The 18389-nt window shown below is 62.6% G+C and carries 17 protein-coding genes; 5 read left to right on the top strand and 12 right to left on the bottom strand.

What is annotated here, in order from left to right; translation table 11 throughout:
- Positions 1-310: 310 nt before the first annotated feature.
- A complete protein-coding gene (locus R1T44_RS09350; protein ID WP_317291915.1) occupies positions 311-1009 on the top strand; it encodes a GNAT family N-acetyltransferase in 699 nt (232 codons plus the stop codon).
- Positions 1010-1136: 127 nt separating this feature from the next.
- On the opposite strand, the gene R1T44_RS09345 is transcribed toward R1T44_RS09350, so the two are convergent.
- Positions 1137-1979, bottom strand: a complete 843-nt coding sequence (locus R1T44_RS09345) for an alpha/beta fold hydrolase (RefSeq protein ID WP_225996418.1) — start codon at positions 1977-1979, stop codon at positions 1137-1139.
- A 177-nt stretch (positions 1980-2156) separates the two neighbouring features.
- On the opposite strand from R1T44_RS09345, the gene R1T44_RS09340 reads away from it, so the two are divergent.
- Positions 2157-2462: a hypothetical protein gene (locus tag R1T44_RS09340; protein ID WP_043332791.1), complete on the top strand. Its 306-nt coding sequence runs from the start codon at positions 2157-2159 to the stop codon at positions 2460-2462.
- 165 nt (positions 2463-2627) lie between these two features.
- Here the strand turns inward: R1T44_RS09340 and R1T44_RS09335 are convergent, their stop codons facing one another.
- Both R1T44_RS09335 and R1T44_RS09330 read right to left on the bottom strand, forming a co-directional pair.
- Complete coding sequence (locus R1T44_RS09335; RefSeq protein ID WP_317291914.1) at positions 2628-4538, bottom strand: bifunctional 2',3'-cyclic-nucleotide 2'-phosphodiesterase/3'-nucleotidase; 1911 nt, start codon at positions 4536-4538, stop codon at positions 2628-2630.
- 191 nt (positions 4539-4729) lie between these two features.
- On the bottom strand, positions 4730-5986 hold the full coding sequence (locus R1T44_RS09330) for an MFS transporter (protein ID WP_176676948.1): 1257 nt from the start codon (positions 5984-5986) through the stop codon (positions 4730-4732).
- 156 nt (positions 5987-6142) lie between these two features.
- Here R1T44_RS09330 and R1T44_RS09325 point away from each other — a divergent pair, with 156 nt between their 5' ends.
- On the top strand, positions 6143-7021 hold the full coding sequence (locus R1T44_RS09325) for a helix-turn-helix domain-containing protein (protein ID WP_176676947.1): 879 nt from the start codon (positions 6143-6145) through the stop codon (positions 7019-7021).
- A gap of 9 nt (positions 7022-7030) precedes the next feature.
- Here the strand turns inward: R1T44_RS09325 and cuyB are convergent, their stop codons facing one another.
- The 7 genes from cuyB to cuyA form a co-directional block, all read right to left on the bottom strand.
- Complete coding sequence (cuyB, locus tag R1T44_RS09320; protein ID WP_176676946.1) at positions 7031-7750, bottom strand: cysteate racemase; 720 nt, start codon at positions 7748-7750, stop codon at positions 7031-7033.
- A 172-nt stretch (positions 7751-7922) separates the two neighbouring features.
- On the bottom strand, positions 7923-9203 hold the full coding sequence (locus R1T44_RS09315) for a TRAP transporter large permease (protein WP_043332797.1): 1281 nt from the start codon (positions 9201-9203) through the stop codon (positions 7923-7925).
- Positions 9204-9207: 4 nt separating this feature from the next.
- Positions 9208-9765 carry a TRAP transporter small permease gene (locus R1T44_RS09310; protein WP_043332799.1) on the bottom strand — a complete coding sequence of 186 codons (558 nt, stop codon included), beginning with the start codon at positions 9763-9765 and terminating at the stop codon, positions 9208-9210.
- Positions 9766-9900: 135 nt separating this feature from the next.
- Positions 9901-10839, bottom strand: a complete 939-nt coding sequence (locus R1T44_RS09305; RefSeq protein ID WP_213114127.1) for a TRAP transporter substrate-binding protein — start codon at positions 10837-10839, stop codon at positions 9901-9903.
- A gap of 168 nt (positions 10840-11007) precedes the next feature.
- Positions 11008-12216, bottom strand: a complete 1209-nt coding sequence (locus R1T44_RS09300) for a DegT/DnrJ/EryC1/StrS family aminotransferase (RefSeq protein ID WP_317291913.1) — start codon at positions 12214-12216, stop codon at positions 11008-11010.
- Positions 12217-12225: 9 nt separating this feature from the next.
- On the bottom strand, positions 12226-13542 hold the full coding sequence (hisD, locus tag R1T44_RS09295; protein ID WP_064503251.1) for a histidinol dehydrogenase: 1317 nt from the start codon (positions 13540-13542) through the stop codon (positions 12226-12228).
- A gap of 128 nt (positions 13543-13670) precedes the next feature.
- Positions 13671-14684: a D-cysteate sulfo-lyase gene (gene cuyA, locus R1T44_RS09290; RefSeq protein ID WP_043332804.1), complete on the bottom strand. Its 1014-nt coding sequence runs from the start codon at positions 14682-14684 to the stop codon at positions 13671-13673.
- A gap of 407 nt (positions 14685-15091) precedes the next feature.
- On the opposite strand from cuyA, the gene R1T44_RS09285 reads away from it, so the two are divergent.
- Both R1T44_RS09285 and R1T44_RS09280 read left to right on the top strand, forming a co-directional pair.
- Entirely contained in the window at positions 15092-15997 is a 906-nt protein-coding gene (locus R1T44_RS09285) for a LysR family transcriptional regulator (RefSeq protein WP_043332806.1), read from the top strand.
- A gap of 108 nt (positions 15998-16105) precedes the next feature.
- Positions 16106-16324, top strand: coding sequence for a TIGR02450 family Trp-rich protein (locus R1T44_RS09280; protein WP_043332808.1), 219 nt, complete (start codon positions 16106-16108; stop codon positions 16322-16324).
- Between the two features lie 178 nt (positions 16325-16502).
- On the opposite strand, the gene R1T44_RS09275 is transcribed toward R1T44_RS09280, so the two are convergent.
- Together R1T44_RS09275 and R1T44_RS09270 are read right to left on the bottom strand one after the other, a co-directional pair.
- Positions 16503-17687 carry a pyridoxal phosphate-dependent aminotransferase gene (locus tag R1T44_RS09275; RefSeq protein ID WP_043332811.1) on the bottom strand — a complete coding sequence of 395 codons (1185 nt, stop codon included), beginning with the start codon at positions 17685-17687 and terminating at the stop codon, positions 16503-16505.
- A gap of 2 nt (positions 17688-17689) precedes the next feature.
- A complete protein-coding gene (locus R1T44_RS09270; RefSeq protein ID WP_317291912.1) occupies positions 17690-18364 on the bottom strand; it encodes a TetR/AcrR family transcriptional regulator in 675 nt (224 codons plus the stop codon).
- Positions 18365-18389 lie beyond the last annotated feature (25 nt).

Here is an 18389-nt window from a genome sequence, read left to right as displayed (position 1 = left end):
GATGCCGACGCGCAACCGCCGCCGACGAACAAAAACGCAATGTTATAGTGTAACTATTACGTTTTGGCAACTCTCGACTCACCTTCTACGACTGGGCAAAGCTGGACGGGCACTTGAGGGGCACTTGAGGGGCGCTTGAAAGGTGCAGGACAAGCACTGGACAGGCATTCACTTGTCAGCGGCAACCCAACATCCGATGATAGATGGCAAACTACATTAGTATGCGCTAACCGACTGGTCCGCTATTCTGGACGAATGGTCATCAGTCCGCGCATCTGTGCCCCTACCCTCAACAATAAGCGACAGGATCATGGATGATCTCAGCATTACCCCTATCAGCGATTCGGCTTGCAGCAGCTATCTGAGCGCCGCGGCTCGGCGACTGTGCTGCGGCAACATGCTCGCGACCTACAAACGGCATGGCATGAGCTGGGACAAGGAGTTGTTCAGCGAGCGCTGGCAGGACAACGAGAACTACGCGATACGTATCAATGGCGAATGGGTCGGCTTCATCAGCCTCAAGGCCCTGCCGGACATCCTGTATCTGCGCGACCTGCAACTGGTGCCACATTGGCAAGGCCGTGGCGTCGGCTCCGCCTGCCTGAACTGGTTGATCCAGCTGGCAACGCAACAGGAGTACGGCCAGTCGCTGATGAAAGACCGCGCCTCCGAGCTCTCCCCGGGCGCTCAGCCCTGCCCGCGCGCGCTGCGCCTGAGAGTCTTCTCCGACAGCCCGGCATTGGCGCTCTACCAGCGCCACGGCTTCACCCTGGTCAATGAGCAGTGCACCCCGACGCGCAGTGGCAGCATCATGGCACTGGAAAGACCCCTCGCCTTCCAGACAGCGCCGACGCTTGCCCCGCGGAGTGATCACGCGCCCCTGCCCCCGGTAGGCAATGCCTCTCTCGACACGATCATCGATGACCTTACCGAGGAAGAGGCCTTGACGATCACCGCCAAGCGCAAGCGACAGTCCCCTCCGGCCGCGCGGAACATCGCGCATCATTAGGCGATTTCCCGTGCGCGATTTCCGCCAGATACGACAATGCCCGGTCATAGGACCGGGCATTGTCGTTCAGGGCTCATTCACCATCAGGGGTGAGATTTTACTGCGCTTATGGCTGATGGGCTCCTCCTCAGCGGGCGAGGAAGTCCAGGATATAGCGCACGGTATCCTGCGGCTTTTCATCCGTCACCCAGTGACCGGCATCCTTCACCCAGATCAGCTCGGCACCCGGAATGGCATCTGCCAGCATCGGGGCGTAATCCGGCTTTTGGAAGTTGTCCTTGTCGCCCCACAGCACCAGAGTCTTGATCTCGATATTCTTGAGCTCACCGGCGATGGCCTGGGTGTATTCCTTGTTGAGACGACGCATGTTGCGGAAGAAAGCCGCCTTGCCTTGCTCGCTGTTCCACTGGGACACATAGCGCTCGACCATCTCTTCGGTCGCGACGGCCGGATCATGCACACCACTGGGCATGAAGCCGCGCATGGTGCTGATGAATTCCTCGACGCTGGTCGCTTCCTCGACGCCCGGCTCCAGCAGCTGCTTGAACTCCGGAATCGGCCAGGAATCGAAGCATACGCTGTCGATCAGTACTTGACGGCGAACACGCTCGGGATGATTGACGGCCATCAGCTGACCGATACCTCCGCCGATATCATGCGAGACGACATCCGCACTCGCCACACCCAGTGAATCCATCAGCTTGATGAAGATGCGTGTCTGGGCATTGATGGAAACGTCAGCATCCACCGGCATGTCCGACTCGCCATAGTTGAGCATGTCCGGTGCGATGACACGATAATGCCTGGCCAATTCCGGCATCACATCACGCCACATCAGCTTGTTGGTCGGAATACCGTGAATCAACAACAGCGGCTGACCTTCACCCATTTCCTTGTAGGCAATGCGGTGACCTTCGATCATCGCATAACGGGTTTCCAGGGCTTCCATTGTCACGTTGTCGTGGCTCATTGCTGACCTCTTCGCTTGATGAATACTCAATCACGGCCTGGCGAAACAGTGCTATATCGCGGTGATGCCGTGAACGTGGGACCACCTTACGGATTCCTGAGCGATCACTCAAGCACGATTTTGATTGATTGCTCAAAATACGCTTTAATGGCCCCATCAAATTCAAGGGAAACGCCCATGGCCCGTGTCATCAACCGCAGTCTGCTCGATCTTCGTCGCCTGACCATCAACCTGGTGACCTACCCCGAAGGCCACAGCGTGATGCGCCACAACGACCCGATGGGCAGCGGCAGCTACTACAAGCTCAATATCGTGCTCAAGAAGCCCCGCCGGGGCGGTGTCTTCGAGACCGATGGCAGCCTCTTTCGCCTCGCGGACCGCGTGGTGCTGTTTCGCCCCGACCTTCACGAACACAGCGTCAGCCGCATCGAGCGCGGCAAACGCGTGCTGCTGAGCATCGCCTTGCACGCACCTTGGCGCTGACCCGCAATGGGACTGCGCAAAAGAACCTGAGGCAAAAGCGAATAATGAAACAGATAGCGGGTAGCGCCAAGTGACAAAAAAACGCCAGTCAGCAATTGCTGACTGGCGTTTTTTCCCACCTGAATCCAGGCCAGGAACGACGTGCTCGACAATGTGCTGCCTTGGCTATTCCATCCGGTCCAGCCCGACGCGATAACGGGCAAAGCCCATCTCGTCCTGATCCACCAACGTCATCGGGTAGACCGCCTGGGCATCAATGAACTGCTGCGCATCCTCGCCGGGGGCGGTGGTGAAGCGAATGTCCAGCGGGGTATCGGTGTCGATCGCGGCCAGCCGCCAGTTGTGATCCGCCGCGGGGTCCACCGCGCCCTGCTGCTGCGTCTGGCGCGAGATGTACTGGGCCAGAATGCTGCGATTTTCATCCGGTGACGCGAAAGCGATATGCGACTCTCCGGTGCCGGGGAAGTCCTCGCCGTAGGCGCGATAGTTGTTGGTCGCGAGCAGGAAGACCTCGTCGTCCTTGACCGGCTCGCCCTGGTAGGCGAGTCCCTGAATACGGTGGGCATCGGCGTCGATCAGCGCGCAATTGCCGTCGTAACGCGCCGGCTGCGTGACATCCACCCGGTACTCGACGCCATCGATCACGTCGAAGTTGTAGCTGCGGAAACCTTCCCAGTTGATCAAGGGCTGGGGCGTGGCGAGATCCGGATCAATGCGATGGAACTGGCCGGCGCTGCACTCGAGCCATTCCCGCACTTCCCTGCCGGTGACCTTGAGCGCCACCAGCGTATTCGGATAGAGATAGAGATCGGCGGCATTGCGGAAGCTCAGCTCGCCCGCCTCCATCTCGGTGAACTGGGTCGGATCATTGTGACGGCCGCCGACCTTGAACGGCGCGGCTGCCGAGAGAATCGGCAAGCCTTCCAGGTCCGGGTCGCCTTCGACGAAGCGTTTGACGTAATCGGCCTGGGCGCGATTGACGATCTGGATCGTCGGGTCGTCCTGCACCAGCGCCAGATAGCTCTTCATCGCCGCACTGGCGCGTCCGATGCTGCGATTGACGTACTCGCGCGTGGCGTCGTGCTCATGATCGACCAGCGCCGCCAGTTCGGCATCTTCCGCCACTTGCGCCTCGCCCCCTACCTGAATAGGGCGGGCTTCTGTCTGGCCGCTCACTACCCGCCACTGGCCCGAGGCATTGCTCAGTTCGAGATCCATCACGCCCACATGGCTGCCCCAGTGCCCCGGCATCATCGCCGGCACGCCATTGAGGGTGCCCCTGGCGATATCGGCCCCCGGTACCTCGGCGAATTCCTCGCTGGGGAAGACGGCATGGGCATGCCCGAAGGCGATGCCATCGATGCCCTCGACCTGCGAGAGGTAATACACCGAATTCTCGGCCATCACCCGGTAGGGGTCGGTCGAGATGCCGGAGTGCGGGATGGCGATCACCACATCCGCGCCCGCCCGGCGCATCTCGGGCACCCAGCGCCTGGCGCTCTCGGTGATGTCCTCGGCCGTCAGGCGGCCCTGGAGGTGCTTGCGGTCCCAGGTCATCACCTGCGGCGGTGCGAAGCCGATATAGCCGATCTTCAATGTCTGAGCGTTGCCCTCACTGTCGGTGAAGGCATGGGCGGTGATCTGGTAGGGCGTGAAGTACGGCTCGCCTGTCGTGGCGTCCAGCAGGTTGGCGTTCACATAGGGGAACTGCGCGCCGGACAGCGCCCGTTCGAGATACTCGAGCCCGTAATTGAATTCATGATTGCCGATATTGCCGACATCGTAATCCAGCTGATTCATGACCTTGTAGGCCGGGAAGACATCACCCTCCTCGAGACCTTCTGCCGCCATGTAATCGCCCATCGGGCTGCCCTGGATGAGGTCGCCATTGTCCAGCAGCACGCTGTTGGCTACCTCGGCACGCGCCTGCTTGATCAGACCTGCCGCGCGTACCAGGCCGATGCGCACGCTGGGCCGGTCCTTGTAATAGTCGTAATCCATCACGTTGGCGTGGATGTCGGTGGTCTCGATCACGCGCAGTGACAGCGTCGCGGCATTGGCTGGCTGAACGATCATGAAGATACCTCCGAGACTGGCCAGGCCAAGGATGGCTGCCCGCAAAGGCGGCTTGCGCCGACGTCCGGGGTGCTGCGCAACAGCTGGCGAGTCAGACGCCCGTTGATCTTCGCTAGCCGATGAAGCATTCGCCATCTCTCACTTCCTTGTCATGGGGGGATGTGCCAGTGCCCCTTGGGGGCAGCGCTCCATTATTCAGATGCCGACGCCTCAGGCAACTGGCGGTCTCTGCCCGCCAGCCAGCCGACACCTGCCATCAGCACACTGAGGACGGCGCAGACCATCAGTGCCAGCTGCCAATTGCCCTGCATATCGTAGAGCGCGCCGATCAGCGGCGGCCCCATGGCCGCGAGCAGATAGCCCAGCGTCTGCGCCATGCTCGACAGTGAAGCCGACTGCATGGCATCACGCGCCCGCAGCCCCATGAATGACAAGGCGAGAATGAAGCTGGCCCCGGAGCCCGCGCCCAGCAACAGCACCCACACCAGTGCCCACTTTGGCATCAGCCATAGCCCGATGAATCCCGCCAGCGACATGCAGGGCGTCGCGAAGGCGATCAGGCGTTGATCCTTCAGGCGCGGCATCAGGGGCACCAGAATCAATCCCGGCAAGGCCGAAGCCAGCTGGAGTAGACCATGCAACGAGCCCGCCTTCTCGGCTGAGAAGCCATTGTCCGCCAGCATGCTCGGCAGCCAGCTGTTGACGGTATAGAACAGCAGCGAATTGATGCCCATGAAGAGCGTCACCTGCCAGGCCAGTGGCGAATGCCACACGGCTGCCTGACGCACCGGCCGCGCGGCACCCTTCTCGACGTCCTTCTCGGCACCCTTCTCGGCTTCCTTCGCCGCCGCCGGCAGGGAGCGACGTGACAACTGCGGCCACCACACCCCCATCGTCACCAATGGCAAAACGACCACTATGAGCATCGCGTACTGCCAGCCAGCGCTGCTGCCCTGTGCCAACGGCACCATCAGCGCCGAGGCGATGGCGGCCATGATGCCCATGGTCAGCACATAGCAGGAGGTCAGCAGCGCGACATGCTGCGCAAAGCTGCGTTTGACCAGACTGGGCAGCAGCACATTGCCCACGGCAATGCCCGCCCCGATCAGGCCGATACCCAGATAGAGGGCCAGCATGCTGCCCTGCACCCGCAGCACGATGCCCGCGGCGATCGTCACCAAGGCGAGGAAGAGACTGCGTTCAAGCCCGAGACCTCTGGCGAGGCGCGGCACCCAGGGCGAGACGACGACGAAGGCCAGCAGCGGCAGAATCATCAACAGGCCAGCCGCCGTGGCATTGAAGCCCAGCGCCGCCTGCAGGCGCTCCAGCAGTGGCGCGATACTGGTGAAGGGCGCACGCAGGTTCATGGCGATCAACAGGATACCGGCGATCAATACGGCCGGATGGCTCAGTCGCCGGACAGGAGATGAGTGGCAGAGTTCAGTCATGAGGCGCTCGCAGCGATCGTGAAACGGGGTAATGGCGGGACGACACCCAAGAGATGAGTCCGCACACAGAGTGAGGCTAGCTTAATCCCCTCGCCCACTGCAGAATTGAGCCATCATGACATCAGATCACTGAAATCAGACAATCTGCGAGCCGCTATGTCAGTGACCACACCCGTTCTACCGCCATCGCCCGGGGTCAGCACCCGCGGCCCCGATCAGGTGCCCTTCTCCAGCAGCGTCTGCGAGCACGACCCGGACATCTACGAGATTCCGGCCAGCGCCCTGCATGTCGAGACCGGCCAGCAGGTGATGGAGGTGCCGATCCACCAGCATCGCAAGGGACAGCTGGTGATCGCCCTGCATGGCGTGGTGACCAGTCGCGTACCGGAAGGTCTGTGGATGGTGCCGCCGCACAGCGGGGTCTGGATTCCCGGCAACCTGCCCCACAGCAATCATCTGACCCGTGGCGGCCGCGTCTGCCACCTGTTCATCGAGCCCGGTGCGCTCGAGATGCCAAGCCACAGCTGCACGCTGTCGATCTCGCCCCTGCTGCGTGAGCTGGTGCTGCGTCTGGCGGAGCTACCCCAGCCATATCCTGAACAGGGGCCGACAGCGCGGCTGGTCGGCGTGCTGATGGAAGAGCTGGCCTGCATGCCAAGCGAACGTCTGCACCTGCCCTTGCCCGAAGACCCGCGGCTGACCCGCATCAGCGATGCCCTGATCAAGACCCCGGACGACCGACGCACCCTGGCCGAGTGGGCGAGCGAACTGGCGATGAGCGAACGCACCCTCGCCCGGCTTATCCAGCGTGACACCGGCCTGAGCTTCAGCCGCTGGCGTCAGCAACTGCACCTGGTGGTGGCGATTCGCCTGCTGGCCGAAGGCATGAGCGTGCAGCGCGTCTCGGAAGACGTCGGCTATCAGTCCGTCAACGCCTTCATCAGCATGTTCAAGAAGCTGCTCGGCACTACACCCGCCCGCTACCTGCAGGAACGCGAGCAACGCCGCTCGGGCAGTGGCATGGGCGGCGCGTGACGGCGACGCTTACTGAGTGGCCGCCTGTGCCACGCTGACGGCCAGCGCTTCGACGGAATCCACGATCGGCAGCCGGTCATCGAGCAGATGGCTGATAATGGAGAGCTCGGTGCAGGCCAGCACCAGCACATCGGCTTCCTGCGCCACCAGGTCAGCGGCGGCCTGACGGAAGGCTCCCCCGACGGCGTCATCACTCACCTGGCCTTTCTTGACGCTGCGGATCACCTCCAGCATCGCGTCCTCATCCTGGGGATAGGCCAGCGACAGACCACGCGACTCGATGAAGCCTTCGTAAAGGCCAATCTTGCGCAGCGCCGGGGAACACAGCATGCCGACACGTGCGCCCGGCCACTGCGCCGCCACCCAGTCCAGGGTGCGCTCGACGATATGCCACACCGGAATCGAGACGGCGTCCTGCGCATCCTGCCAGTAGTAGTGGGCCGTGTTGCAGGGCATGACCAGAAAATCACACCCGGACTGCTCCAGTCGCTGGGCCATTTCCGCGATGGCAGGCCCCGGAGAGACATCGCCCCCTTCCAGCAGAGCCTTGATGCGCGACGGCACCTTGGGATTGTTGTCGACCACCATGTGTACATGATTGATGTCGTCCTCGGCCGGTGTGGCCTGGATCACCTGCTGCATGAAGGCCACCGTGGCATCCGGCCCCATGCCGCCCAACACGCCCACGACGATATGTTCTGCGCCCGAGGCGTCATGCGAGCTTCTCATTGGTCGTTCTCCGACAAAACTCTCACTGAAGATCAAGGCTCGAGAGGATGGCGACGTGGCCGGCATCCTCTCGAGAAACTGTTTCATGAGGCACTGTTCACGAAGGGCTGTGTTTACGAGCCACTGTGTTGACGAAAACAGTGATGACGAGCCACTGCCCTCCGCTGGGCCGCTAGAAGCCCATCATGTCCGGCAGCCACATTGTCAGCTGCGGCACGAAGGCCAGCAGCAAGGCGATCAGCACCATGGTGCCGACCAGCGGCAGCGCCCGCACCGAGATTTTCTCGATGGACACGTTGGCGATGCTGGAGCTGATGAACATGTTCTCGCCCAGTGGCGGGGTCGAGAAGCCGATCCCGAGACTCACCACCAGCACGATCCCGAAGTGCACCGGGTCGACGCCCAGCTCCACCATGACCGGCAGCAACACCGGCGTGACGATCATGATGGTGGCCAGAATCTCGATGAACATGCCGACGATCAGCAGGAAGGCGATCACCAGCACCCACACCAGCCACAGGCTGTCGGTGATGTTGAGGATGCCCTGGGCGATCATGGCCGGAATGTGATGCTCCACCAGGATGCGACCGAAGGCGGTAGCGGTGAACATGATGATCAGCACGCGACCGGTCAGCCAAGTCGTGTTCTGGAAGGCTTCATTCAAGCCCAGCAGCGAGGACTCCTTGTGAATGAAGACACCGACGAACAGCGCATAGAAGATCGAGACGACGGCGGCTTCGGTCGGTGTGAAAAGACCGCTGTAGATGCCGCCGAGGATGACCACCGGTGCCATCAGTGACCAGAAGCCCTCCTTGAGTACCTTGAAGACACGCGCCTTGTCGTACGGCTCGCCCTGGGCCTGATAGCCGTTGCGCTTGGCGGTGATGTAGTTGGCGATCATCAGGGCCGCCCCCAGCATGATGCCCGGGATGACACCCGCCATGAACAGCGCCGAGATCGACTCGTTGGCGGTCACCCCGTAGATGACCAACGGCATGCTGGGCGGAATCACGACGCCCAGTCCGCCAGCGGTGGCGGTAATCGCCGCCGGATAGCTGCGGCCGTAGCCACGTTCGATCATCGCCGGAATCACCAGCATGCCCACGGCCGCCGTGGTCGCCGGCCCCGAGCCGGAGATGGCGCCGAAGAACATGCAGGCCATCACCGCTGCCGCCCCCAGGCCACCTGCGGCCGGGCCCGCCAGCTCTTCGGCGATACGAATCAGACGCCGCGCGATGCCGGCGTCGCCCATCAGGGCGCCCGCCAGAATGAAGGATGGCAGTGCCATCAGCGGGAAGGAGTTGATCGCCGAGAACGCCAGCTCCACCAGCGAGGTGATGTCATCACCACTGACGACATAGACCGCCATGGACGCCACCCCAAGGGCAACGACGATGGGTGAGCCCAGAAACAGCAGTGCACCGAACAGAGAGAACAGAATAGTCGCGGCCATGGCATCAGCCTCCCATCTTGGCGGTGCGGGTGTCATCGGCGGCATCCGGGGCCGCTTCCGTGATGCGCTTCACTTCCTCGTCGTCCACGTTGCCGGGCTCGATGCCTCTGACCAGCTTGAGGAACTGCACCTGCAATACGCGAAAGGCCATCAAGGTGAAGGCCACGGGGAAGATGTAATAGACATAGGCGAGCGACCAGCCGAGCGCTGGGGACTCATAGGGAAACTCGGTGAGAAGCCCGATCAGATCCAGGCTCTTGTAGGCGATGATCAGGCTGAAGAGCGCCCAGATAAGGTCGACAAACAGCAGGATGGCGTTGGCCACCTTGCGCGGCAGCAGATTGATATGGGTCTGCAGCCGATTGTGGGCACTCAGGTGAGCCGCGTGTGCAGCCCCCAGGAAGACGAACCAGACGAAGGCGTAGCGTGCCAGCTCTTCCATCCATGCCATGCCGATACCGAACACGACACGCAATACCACTTGGGAAAACAGCAGGAGTACGAAGACCGCGAGTAGAAAGCGGCAGGCGTAATCCTCGAGATTGTTCAATCTGGCCAACATGCGAGCCTCCTTCACGATGAACTGTGAGAGGGATACCAGCACTGTCTGGTATCCCTGCTCGATAGCATTGAACGCAGCGGGGGTCGCTCAGGCGTCATTCACGCTGACGCCGCGAGCGACCCCGCCCACTCGGGCTCAGTGGCCCAATGCTTTCTGCAATTCGTCGAAGGATTCCTTGCCGCCGATCTCTTCATAGAACTGCGGCCAGACTTCTTCCTTGGCAATGCTGATCCACTTGTCCTCGTCGGTCAGCTGGGCGGACTGCACCCCTTCAGCTTCCATGGCAGCACGCGCCTGAGAGGCCTCGGTCAGCTGGAATTGAAGCGCATAGAGCTGGGCTTCCAGGCCGGCGCGATCGATGATCTCGCGCTCCTCGTCAGAGAGCTTGTTGTAGGTACGCACCCCCATGACGATCGGCTGCAGGGAGTACTGGTAGTGGACCTCGGTCAGATACTTCTGCACTTCCTGGAACTTCATCGTGTAGTTGACGATGTCCGGGTTGTCCTGGCCATCGATCACGCCCTGCTGCAGACCGGTGAAGACTTCCGGCCACGACATGCTGATCGGGCTGGCGCCCCAGGCCTGATAGGTGGCGAGCATGATCTTGTTCTGCGGCACACGGATCTTCATGCCTTCAAGGTCTTCCAGCGACGTCACCGGACGCTTGGAGTTGGTCAGATAACGGAAGTTGGAATACAGCCAGCTGACGATGTGGACGCCGGCCTGTTTCTCGGCGATCTGGTTCCATTCATCCGCCAGCGGGCCGGTGGTGGCCTTGACGGCATCCGCATGGCTACGCAGTGCATAGGGCATGGTGAGCGCGCCGAGGCGCGGCGCGTAGGGCGTCAGATTGCCGACGCCGATCAGCGCGAAGTCCAGCTTGCCGATGCGCGTGTCCTGGATCATGCCGGTCTCGGAGCCCAGCTGACCGCCCGGGAACAACTCCACCTGCATCTCGCCATCGGAAAGGTCCTCGACCAGTTCCTCGAAGCGCTGTGCAAGCGCGCCCTGATCCGAATCCATCGGATCGCCCATGCCGACCTTGAAGGTCTTCGCCTGAGCGGTCGCTGACATCGCCAACATCACTGCGGTTGCCAAGAGAGCTTTATTGAACATTGTTATTACTCCACTGGTTGCGGGTCCGCATGGCCTGTCATCAGGACATGCGGATTGAAGATCATGTGGCTTTCAAAGCGTTATCGTTATGGGTTCATCCCCGTCACGTGCTGCCGCCGGGCATAGTCACGCGACGGTCGAGACAGGTCGTGCACTGTGCAGAGCGTCCAGGATCAAGTCCGCGATGACCTCACAGTCCTGCACGTCAAAGGTCAGCGGGAGACGCAGATCACACAGCGTCGCCAGCACCCGGTCGGCATTGGGCACTGCACGATGGCTGCCCAGATAGGCCCAGCTGTCGTAGCGGCTGGTGTAATCCTCCGGCAGCGGCTTGCCGTACCATTTCACCGGCAGCCCACGCGCTTCACAGCCTGTGATGAAGGCGGCGATCTGCTCGTGGGAGCACTGCGCCAGCGTGAACTGGATGGAGCTTCCGACGTAGCCTTCCAGCGGGCCACGCAGGATGGGCGTGACGCCCTCCATGGCCGCGAGCCGGTCCTGCATGCGGGCATAGAGGGCATTCCAGCGCTCACGACGCTCTGCCAGCTCCCCCAGTTGCGGGCGCAGGATGGCGGCACGCAGATTGTCCATGCGACCACTCATGTTGGGGGTCTGCAGGCGCGTCTCGGCGAAGCTCTCCGCGGCCGGTGCCGCCAGGTGGCGGTCGTACAGCATGTAGGAGCCCGACAGGATGATGGCGCGTCGCATCACCTCATCATCGGCGGTCGCCAGCAGGCCACCTTCACCGGAATTGACGTGCTTGTAGGTCTGGGTGCTGTAGCAGCCGACCTTGCCGAAGGTGCCGCTGGGCTTGCCGTCGTAGCTCGCACCCATGGTATGCGCGCAATCCTCGATCACCGTGATGCCGCGGCTGTCGCAGGCCTGCATGATCGCGTGCATGTCGCCGATATGGCCGCGCATGTGCGAGAGCATGAAGAAGCGGGCCCCGCTCTGATCTGCCGCACGCGCCAGATCCTCCGGATCGACCGTGGTGTCCTCGAGGATGTCCACCAGCACCGGCTCGCCACCGGCGGCGACGATGCTGCCGGGCACCGGGGACAGGGTGAAGGCGTTGCACAGCACCTTGTCACCGGCCTCGAGTCCGCAGGCGCGCAGCGCCAGTTGCAGGGCATAGCCGCCGGAGGCACAGGCCAGCGCATGGGGAATGCCCAGACTCGCCGCGAATTCCTGCTCCAGCAGCGCCGTTTCGCCCTGCTCGCCTTCCGCCAGGTTGTAGCGATGCAGGCGACCACTGCGCATCACGGCGACGGCAGCCTCGATGGCGGTGTCGGAGATGGCTTCCTGTTGGGTGAATGACTTGGCAAAACGACGCATGTGGCCTCCTCAATACCGCTTCTGGGCATAGACGGGGAAATCCCAATCCTGCTCGGGGAAGTATTTGGTGAGGCGCCAGTCACAGGCACGCGCATGGCCTTCCATCCCTTCGGTGCGCGAGATGCGCGAACCGATGGCACTGAACTTGAGATTGGCTTCAACACTGAGCTGTTGGGTGGTCAGTACCTTCATGAACTTGTGGACATTCAGACCGCCGGAGTAGCGACCGGCGCGCTTGGTCGGCAGGATGTGGTTGGTGCCGGAACACTTGTCACCGTGGGTGACGGTGCTGCCTTCGCCGAGGAACAGAGAGCCGTAGTTGCTGAGATTCTGCTTCCACCACTCCAGGTCCTCACACAGCACCTGCAGGTGTTCGCAGGCGTACTGATCACTGATCTGGACCACTTCTTCGCGGGTGTCGCACAGGATGACTTCGCCGTAGTCGCGCCAGGCGGCGTGGATGACCTCGGCGTTGGGCATGTCGTTGCCGACCAGCGGCACCAGCTCGATGACGCGGCGCGCGACCTCTTCACTGGTGGTGAACAGCCAGACCGGCGAGTTCGGGCCGTGCTCCGCCTGGGAGACGAGATCCACCGCGATGGTCATCGGGTCTGCCGTGTGATCGGCGATCACCGCCGATTCGGTGGGGCCGGCGAAGACGTCGATGCCGACCTGCCCGAACAGCAGGCGCTTGGCTTCGGCCACGAAGGCGTTGCCCGGGCCGACAAGGATGTCGGCTTCGCGCCCGCCGAACAGGCCGAAGGCCATGCTGGCGACCGCGTGAACGCCGCCCATCTCCAGGATGCGGTCGGCACCGGCCACATGCATGGCGTAGGCCACCGCCGGATTGATGCTGTCACCGCGCGGTGGCGAACAGGCCGTGATGTACTTGACGCCGGCGGCCTTGGCCGTGGCGACGCTCATCAGCGCCGAGGCGGCATGCGCGTAGCGTCCGCCCGGCACGTAGCAACCCGCGGCATCGATGGGCAGCACGCGCTGCCCCAGCACGACACCCGGCTCGGTCTCTATCTCGAAGGACGTCAGGCTGTCGCGCTGCGCTTCGGCGAAACGACGGATCTGGCGATGGGCGAAATCGATATCGTCCTTGACGCTCTGCGGCACGCTTTCGATCAGCGTGGCCAGCTTTTCCTCGCTGAGGACGAAATCGCCGCTCCAGTTGTCGAACTTCTCGGCATACATGCGCACGGCGTCTTCACCACGCGAGCGAATGTCCTGCAGCATGTCCTGGACGATGGCCGTGGTGCGCTGATCTTCCTCTGCCACGCCGTCGGCTGCTTCAGCCAGCTTGAGGTGTCTGATTGTCATTGTGATTCCCCGAAAACTGCTGTGATCATCACGCTCCCTTGCCAGCTGGGCCGGGGAGCGTGTCGTTACGGGATGCGTCAGTCACGCCGCTGTCGTCAGGCGGGACGCATCACTGGCCGCAAACGCTATCAGGCCTGGTAATCCGCGAAGTTGAAGGCATCCGGGTAGCCGAACAGGGCCACGGCACCGCCGGTGTGCAGGAAAACCACGTTCTCGCCTTCCTTGAAGTGCCCCTTGCGTACCAGGTCGATCAGACCGGCCATGCCCTTGCCGGAGTAGACCGGGTCCAGCAGGATGCCTTCCTGCTGAGCCAGCAGCGTGACGGCCTCGATCATGCTTTCGGTCGGAATGCCGTAGCCGTCACCGACGTAATCGCAGTTGGCGACGACATCTTCACGCTTGACCACGTCAGACAGGCCCAGCTTGGCTTCGGTCTTCTGTGCCAGCGCGAAGACATTGCCTTCCTGCTTGTCCTTCGGGGCCCGCACGCCGATGCCGAGTACCGGAATGCCGGAGTTGCAGGCGGTCAGGCCCGTCACCAGACCCGCCTGGGTCCCGGCGCTGCCGGTGGCGTGCACGAGGTGATCGATCTTGAGGCCCATGTCGTTGGCCTGGGACAGCAGTTCGAGGGCGGCATTCACGTAACCCAGCGCGCCGATCTCGTTGGAACCACCCCCCGGGATGATGTAGGGCTTCTTGCCCTTGCCGATCAGCTTGTCGGCCAGCGCTTCCATCTCGGCGGCCATGTCGGCACCGCCTTCACGCTTGGCGACCGTCGCGCCATGCAACTGGTCGAGGAAGACGTTGCCGTTGTAGTTGTAGCTGCGGTCGTCGCTGCCGGTACGGTCTTCCAGCAGGATGTGGCACTCAAGACCCAGCTTGCAGGCAGCGGCAGCGGTCTGACGCGCGTGGTTGGACTGGGTAGCGCCCTGGGTGATGATGGTGTCGGCGCCCTGCTCCAGCGCGTCTGCCATCAGGAATTCCAGCTTGCGAGTCTTGTTGCCACCGGTGGAAAGCCCGGTGCAGTCATCACGTTTGATCCAGAGACGCGGCCCACCCAACAGCTTGCTCAGGTTGTCCATCGGCTCCAGCGGAGTCGAGAGGTGACCAAGGCGAACACGGGGAAAACGGGACAGATGCATACGAGCCTCCAGGCGAGTCATTGTTGTCATAGGGGGTTACTCTCATAACGACGTTCGTCGAATGTGTGACATCACTCCGGCACGCCGCCGAGCGGTCTTCTCAACAGTAAGCCGCGATTCTCGCCAGTCCCAATGCCATGTTTCTCAAAGTTTGTTACTTTTCTGCATGACCAGCTCTTTGCTCTTGTCCGACTCAGGCATCCAGAAGATCGTCATGCCCGCGACGCCGACCGGCAGTCATATCCATTGCCTGTGGCCTGTGGCCCCTGGCCCTTCGGCGCTGCCCTACCATTGACGAACCATGGATGGTTCATGCTCCGGGGGTGTGCTTGCGGTCTTCACCCCAACAAGCACTCGGTGCATGATGGCCGACCTCCAACAACAACCGACATCTCCTCAGGCGACGCATGAAGATCGAATGGATCGAAGACTTTCTCGCATTGATCGAGGCCGGAACCTTCTCGCTGGCAGCCGAGAGACGCAACGTGACGCAACCCGCCTTCTCGCGCCGGATACGGCAGCTGGAAGAGTGGCTGGGCGTCGAGCTGGTCTATCGTCAGTCGCAGCGCATGATCCTCACCGAGCACGCGCTGGAATATGAGCAGGAAATGCGGGAATGGCTGGCGCGGCTCTACACGTTGCGCAGCCGCCTGCGCAGCGAGGCCCGCCAGGGGCCGAAGGCAATCATCACCACCCAGCACACCCTCACCGTCAGCTATCTGCCGCGGTTGCTGCGCTATTTCCGGCACAACTCCCCCGAAGCCGGACTGCAGGTGAAATCACTGGATCGCAGCGAATGCCTGCAACTGTTCGAGCATGATCAGGCAGACCTGCTGCTGTGCTCAGAACTGCAGGGCGCGCCGATCTTCGATGACAACGGCGACACCCAGCGCATCTCGCTGGGGCTGGAGCGGCTGCTGCCGGTGTGTGCTCCGGACGCCCAGGGGCGCCCCCTGCACCTGCCGCGCAGTGACCAGCGCCTGCCCTTGATCGCCTATGATCCGGAGAGTTTTCTGGGCCAGATTCTGGCCTCGCCCTACCTGATGGACCTGCAGCGCGCCCAGGACATCGACATCATCTGCGAGACGTCCTTTACGCTGGGCATTCGTGAACTGGTGATGGCCGGATTGGGAGTCGGTTGGCTGCCCCACGGCCTGATCGAGGATGATCTGGAGAGCGGCAGACTGGTCTCGCTATTGGATGATCTGGGCGGCCCGACCCTCGAGGTGGCCTGCTATTGTCGCCGTGGCAAGCACAGCGCGGCGACCGAGTCGCTGTGGCAACTGCTCAACGAGAGCCCACCTTCGGTGTAAGCCCACCTGGCGCTCACCTGTCTGCTGGGCTCTGACTTGACCAGCACTGACTTGACTGGCACTGACTCGAGCAGCACGCAGCTGCCAACCGTTTCTTGAGGAACCAGCATGAATCGCATCAACCCCGACAAGCTGTTGCAGAGCAAATGGACCGCCGTGTCGCCCCGGGAGCGTGAGCGCCATTTCATCGTCACACGCTTGATTCGTGATGAGCAGGACGAACATGTGGTCGAGGTCGTGTTGCAGGCGGTGCTGACACGCAGGGATTACACCCTCGCCTGGCGCGAGCTCAAGGCAGATGATGTCTGGCAGATGGGCTGGAAATGACGGGCTGGAAATGATGACCTGACTTGAGCATCGCTGAACGCAGAAACGCCGCCCTCGGGCGGCGTTTCTGCGTCTACGCAACAGAGGGTGAGACGGATTGAAGCCTGATCTTGACTGGCCTTGCCTTGCCTGGCCTTGCCTGGCCTTGAGACTGACCGAAAGTCACTGAGAAAAGATCTCAGGCCACGACCTCGGCTTCCAGCTGGTCACACAGCAGCGCCATGCGCTGCACCGCTTCCAGCAGGCTGTCGTCCGGCACGGTCAGGGCGACACGTACCAGCGGCGTACCGCAATCACCGAAGACGCTGCCGGGCATCACCGCCACCTGCTGCTGTTCCAGCAGCCGCCAGGCGAATTGCTCACCGTTCAGGCCGGTGCGTGAGACATCGACCATCAGGAACATGCCGCCCTGGGGCAGGCTGGAGGACAGCTGCGGGATGGCCGCCAGCGCCTCGTGGACCAGACGCGCGCGGCGCCCGAGAGAGTCGCGCAGACGCTCGGTGGTATCGAAATCCCCGCGCAGCGCGGCCTCGGTCATGTCGGCGATGAAGGGCTGGTTGCCGAACAGCATGGTTTCCGAGACAGGCAACAGCCGACGGCAGAATTCCGCCGAGCCGATGGCCCAGCCACTGCGAAAACCGGTGGCAGCGTGACTCTTGGAGATCGAGGACACCACCACGGTGCGCTCACGCAGTGCCTCGATTTCCAGCGGAGAGACGAATTCGCCCGTGAAGATCAGCGCTTCATAGACCTCATCGCAGACGATCCACAGATCATGCTCGCGACATAGCGCGCCGATATGCTCGAGGGTCGTTCGGTCCATCACCGCCCCGGTGGGGTTGTGCGGCGTATTGAGCAGCAACACACGGCTCTGCGGCGTGATGGCCGCGGCCAGATCGTCTGGCTGCAACACGAAGCCATGCTCCATGCGCAGCGGTACCGGCTGCAGGTCACCGCCGGCGCCGCGGATCACGCCCTCATAGGTCGCGTAGTAGGGGTCGCCGGTCAGTACGCCGGCCCCCTCCTCCACCAGCGCCAGCATCACCGCGAACAGCGCCGTCTGCGTGCCGGGGAAACACAGCACGTTGTCTGCACTGATCTCGGGCATGCGCGCGGCGTAGCGCTCGGCCAGTGCCGCGACCAGCCCCGGTTCACCACGGCTATCGGAGTAGCGGGTACGGCCAGCCCGCAGCGCCTCGACACAGTGCTCGACCAGGGCCGGGTGCGTGGCGATATCCGGCTCCCCGATGGTCAGCTCGATGATCGGCTCGCCGGCCTGGATACGCTGGCGGGCGGCGCTGTGAACGGCCCATTTGTCACCGCCCAGATCACTCAGTCGTTCGGTAATGGTGGCGTAGCGCATGCTCAACTCCTGTGAGGTGGGGGTGATGTCGTGATAGCGACGTGCTCAAGCAAGGTGCCCTGTGGCAGCCGCAGAATGCCCTCTGCCGCCCGCATGGCGATCGCGGGCAGCCGCTCGACCGGATAGAGGTCGTGTTCCAGCCCGCCTTCCAGCCACAGGCCATCGATCAAGCCATTGAGGGCGATCGCCTGCTCCTGACATTCACTCTCGGTGGCGGGCAGCGCGTGGGCACTCAGCACCGGCTTGACCAGCTGTGCGAGCAGGTCGAGAAACTCGCGATAGGTTTCCTGGTGCACCGCCGAATAGCTGGCATCGTGGCGCACCCGGCCGATGAAGGTCGCCCACAGGGAGATCTTGTGGGCGGCCAGGTTGGGCTGCGTGAGACTCGCCGCGATGAAGCGCGCCAGACGACACGCCGGGGATACATCACTGGCCGGGCTGGCATCGGCGATATCGGAGGTCAGCTGGCCCATCATGTAGGCGTAGGCAGCCCGCACCATGTCGTCCTTGGTACCGAAATGGTGGCGAATCAGTCCCGGCGAGACCCCGGCCGCCTCCGCCACACGGCGAACGCTGGCACCGGCCAGACCGTGCTGCGCGACACAGCTCAAGGTGGCTTCCAGCAGGTCGCGACGACGCTGATCCTGGGAAAGCCGCTGGAATGCCTTGCGACTCATCGTGATGTCTCCCGTCCGGTCGCTG

Origin of the sequence: Cobetia amphilecti (genome assembly GCF_032923285.1) — a bacterium.
Taxonomy (GTDB): Bacteria; Pseudomonadota; Gammaproteobacteria; order Pseudomonadales; family Halomonadaceae; genus Cobetia; species Cobetia amphilecti.
This window is presented reverse-complemented; position numbering and strand designations above follow the sequence as displayed.

Coding starts and splice junctions, on each gene's coding strand:
- R1T44_RS09315 (WP_043332797.1), bottom strand. CDS start 9,203: ATGGCCGCGACTATTCTGTTCTCTCTGTTCGGTGCACTGCTGTTTCTG.
- R1T44_RS09305 (WP_213114127.1), bottom strand. CDS start 10,839: ATGTCAGCGACCGCTCAGGCGAAGACCTTCAAGGTCGGCATGGGCGAT.
- R1T44_RS09340 (WP_043332791.1), top strand. CDS start 2,157: ATGGCCCGTGTCATCAACCGCAGTCTGCTCGATCTTCGTCGCCTGACC.
- R1T44_RS09275 (WP_043332811.1), bottom strand. CDS start 17,687: ATGCGCTACGCCACCATTACCGAACGACTGAGTGATCTGGGCGGTGAC.
- cuyB (WP_176676946.1), bottom strand. CDS start 7,750: ATGAGAAGCTCGCATGACGCCTCGGGCGCAGAACATATCGTCGTGGGC.
- R1T44_RS09350 (WP_317291915.1), top strand. CDS start 311: ATGGATGATCTCAGCATTACCCCTATCAGCGATTCGGCTTGCAGCAGC.
- R1T44_RS09335 (WP_317291914.1), bottom strand. CDS start 4,538: ATGATCGTTCAGCCAGCCAATGCCGCGACGCTGTCACTGCGCGTGATC.
- R1T44_RS09310 (WP_043332799.1), bottom strand. CDS start 9,765: ATGTTGGCCAGATTGAACAATCTCGAGGATTACGCCTGCCGCTTTCTA.
- R1T44_RS09285 (WP_043332806.1), top strand. CDS start 15,092: ATGAAGATCGAATGGATCGAAGACTTTCTCGCATTGATCGAGGCCGGA.
- R1T44_RS09270 (WP_317291912.1), bottom strand. CDS start 18,364: ATGAGTCGCAAGGCATTCCAGCGGCTTTCCCAGGATCAGCGTCGTCGC.
- R1T44_RS09325 (WP_176676947.1), top strand. CDS start 6,143: ATGTCAGTGACCACACCCGTTCTACCGCCATCGCCCGGGGTCAGCACC.
- R1T44_RS09345 (WP_225996418.1), bottom strand. CDS start 1,979: ATGAGCCACGACAACGTGACAATGGAAGCCCTGGAAACCCGTTATGCG.
- R1T44_RS09300 (WP_317291913.1), bottom strand. CDS start 12,216: ATGCGTCGTTTTGCCAAGTCATTCACCCAACAGGAAGCCATCTCCGAC.
- hisD (WP_064503251.1), bottom strand. CDS start 13,542: ATGACAATCAGACACCTCAAGCTGGCTGAAGCAGCCGACGGCGTGGCA.
- R1T44_RS09330 (WP_176676948.1), bottom strand. CDS start 5,986: ATGACTGAACTCTGCCACTCATCTCCTGTCCGGCGACTGAGCCATCCG.
- cuyA (WP_043332804.1), bottom strand. CDS start 14,684: ATGCATCTGTCCCGTTTTCCCCGTGTTCGCCTTGGTCACCTCTCGACT.
- R1T44_RS09280 (WP_043332808.1), top strand. CDS start 16,106: ATGAATCGCATCAACCCCGACAAGCTGTTGCAGAGCAAATGGACCGCC.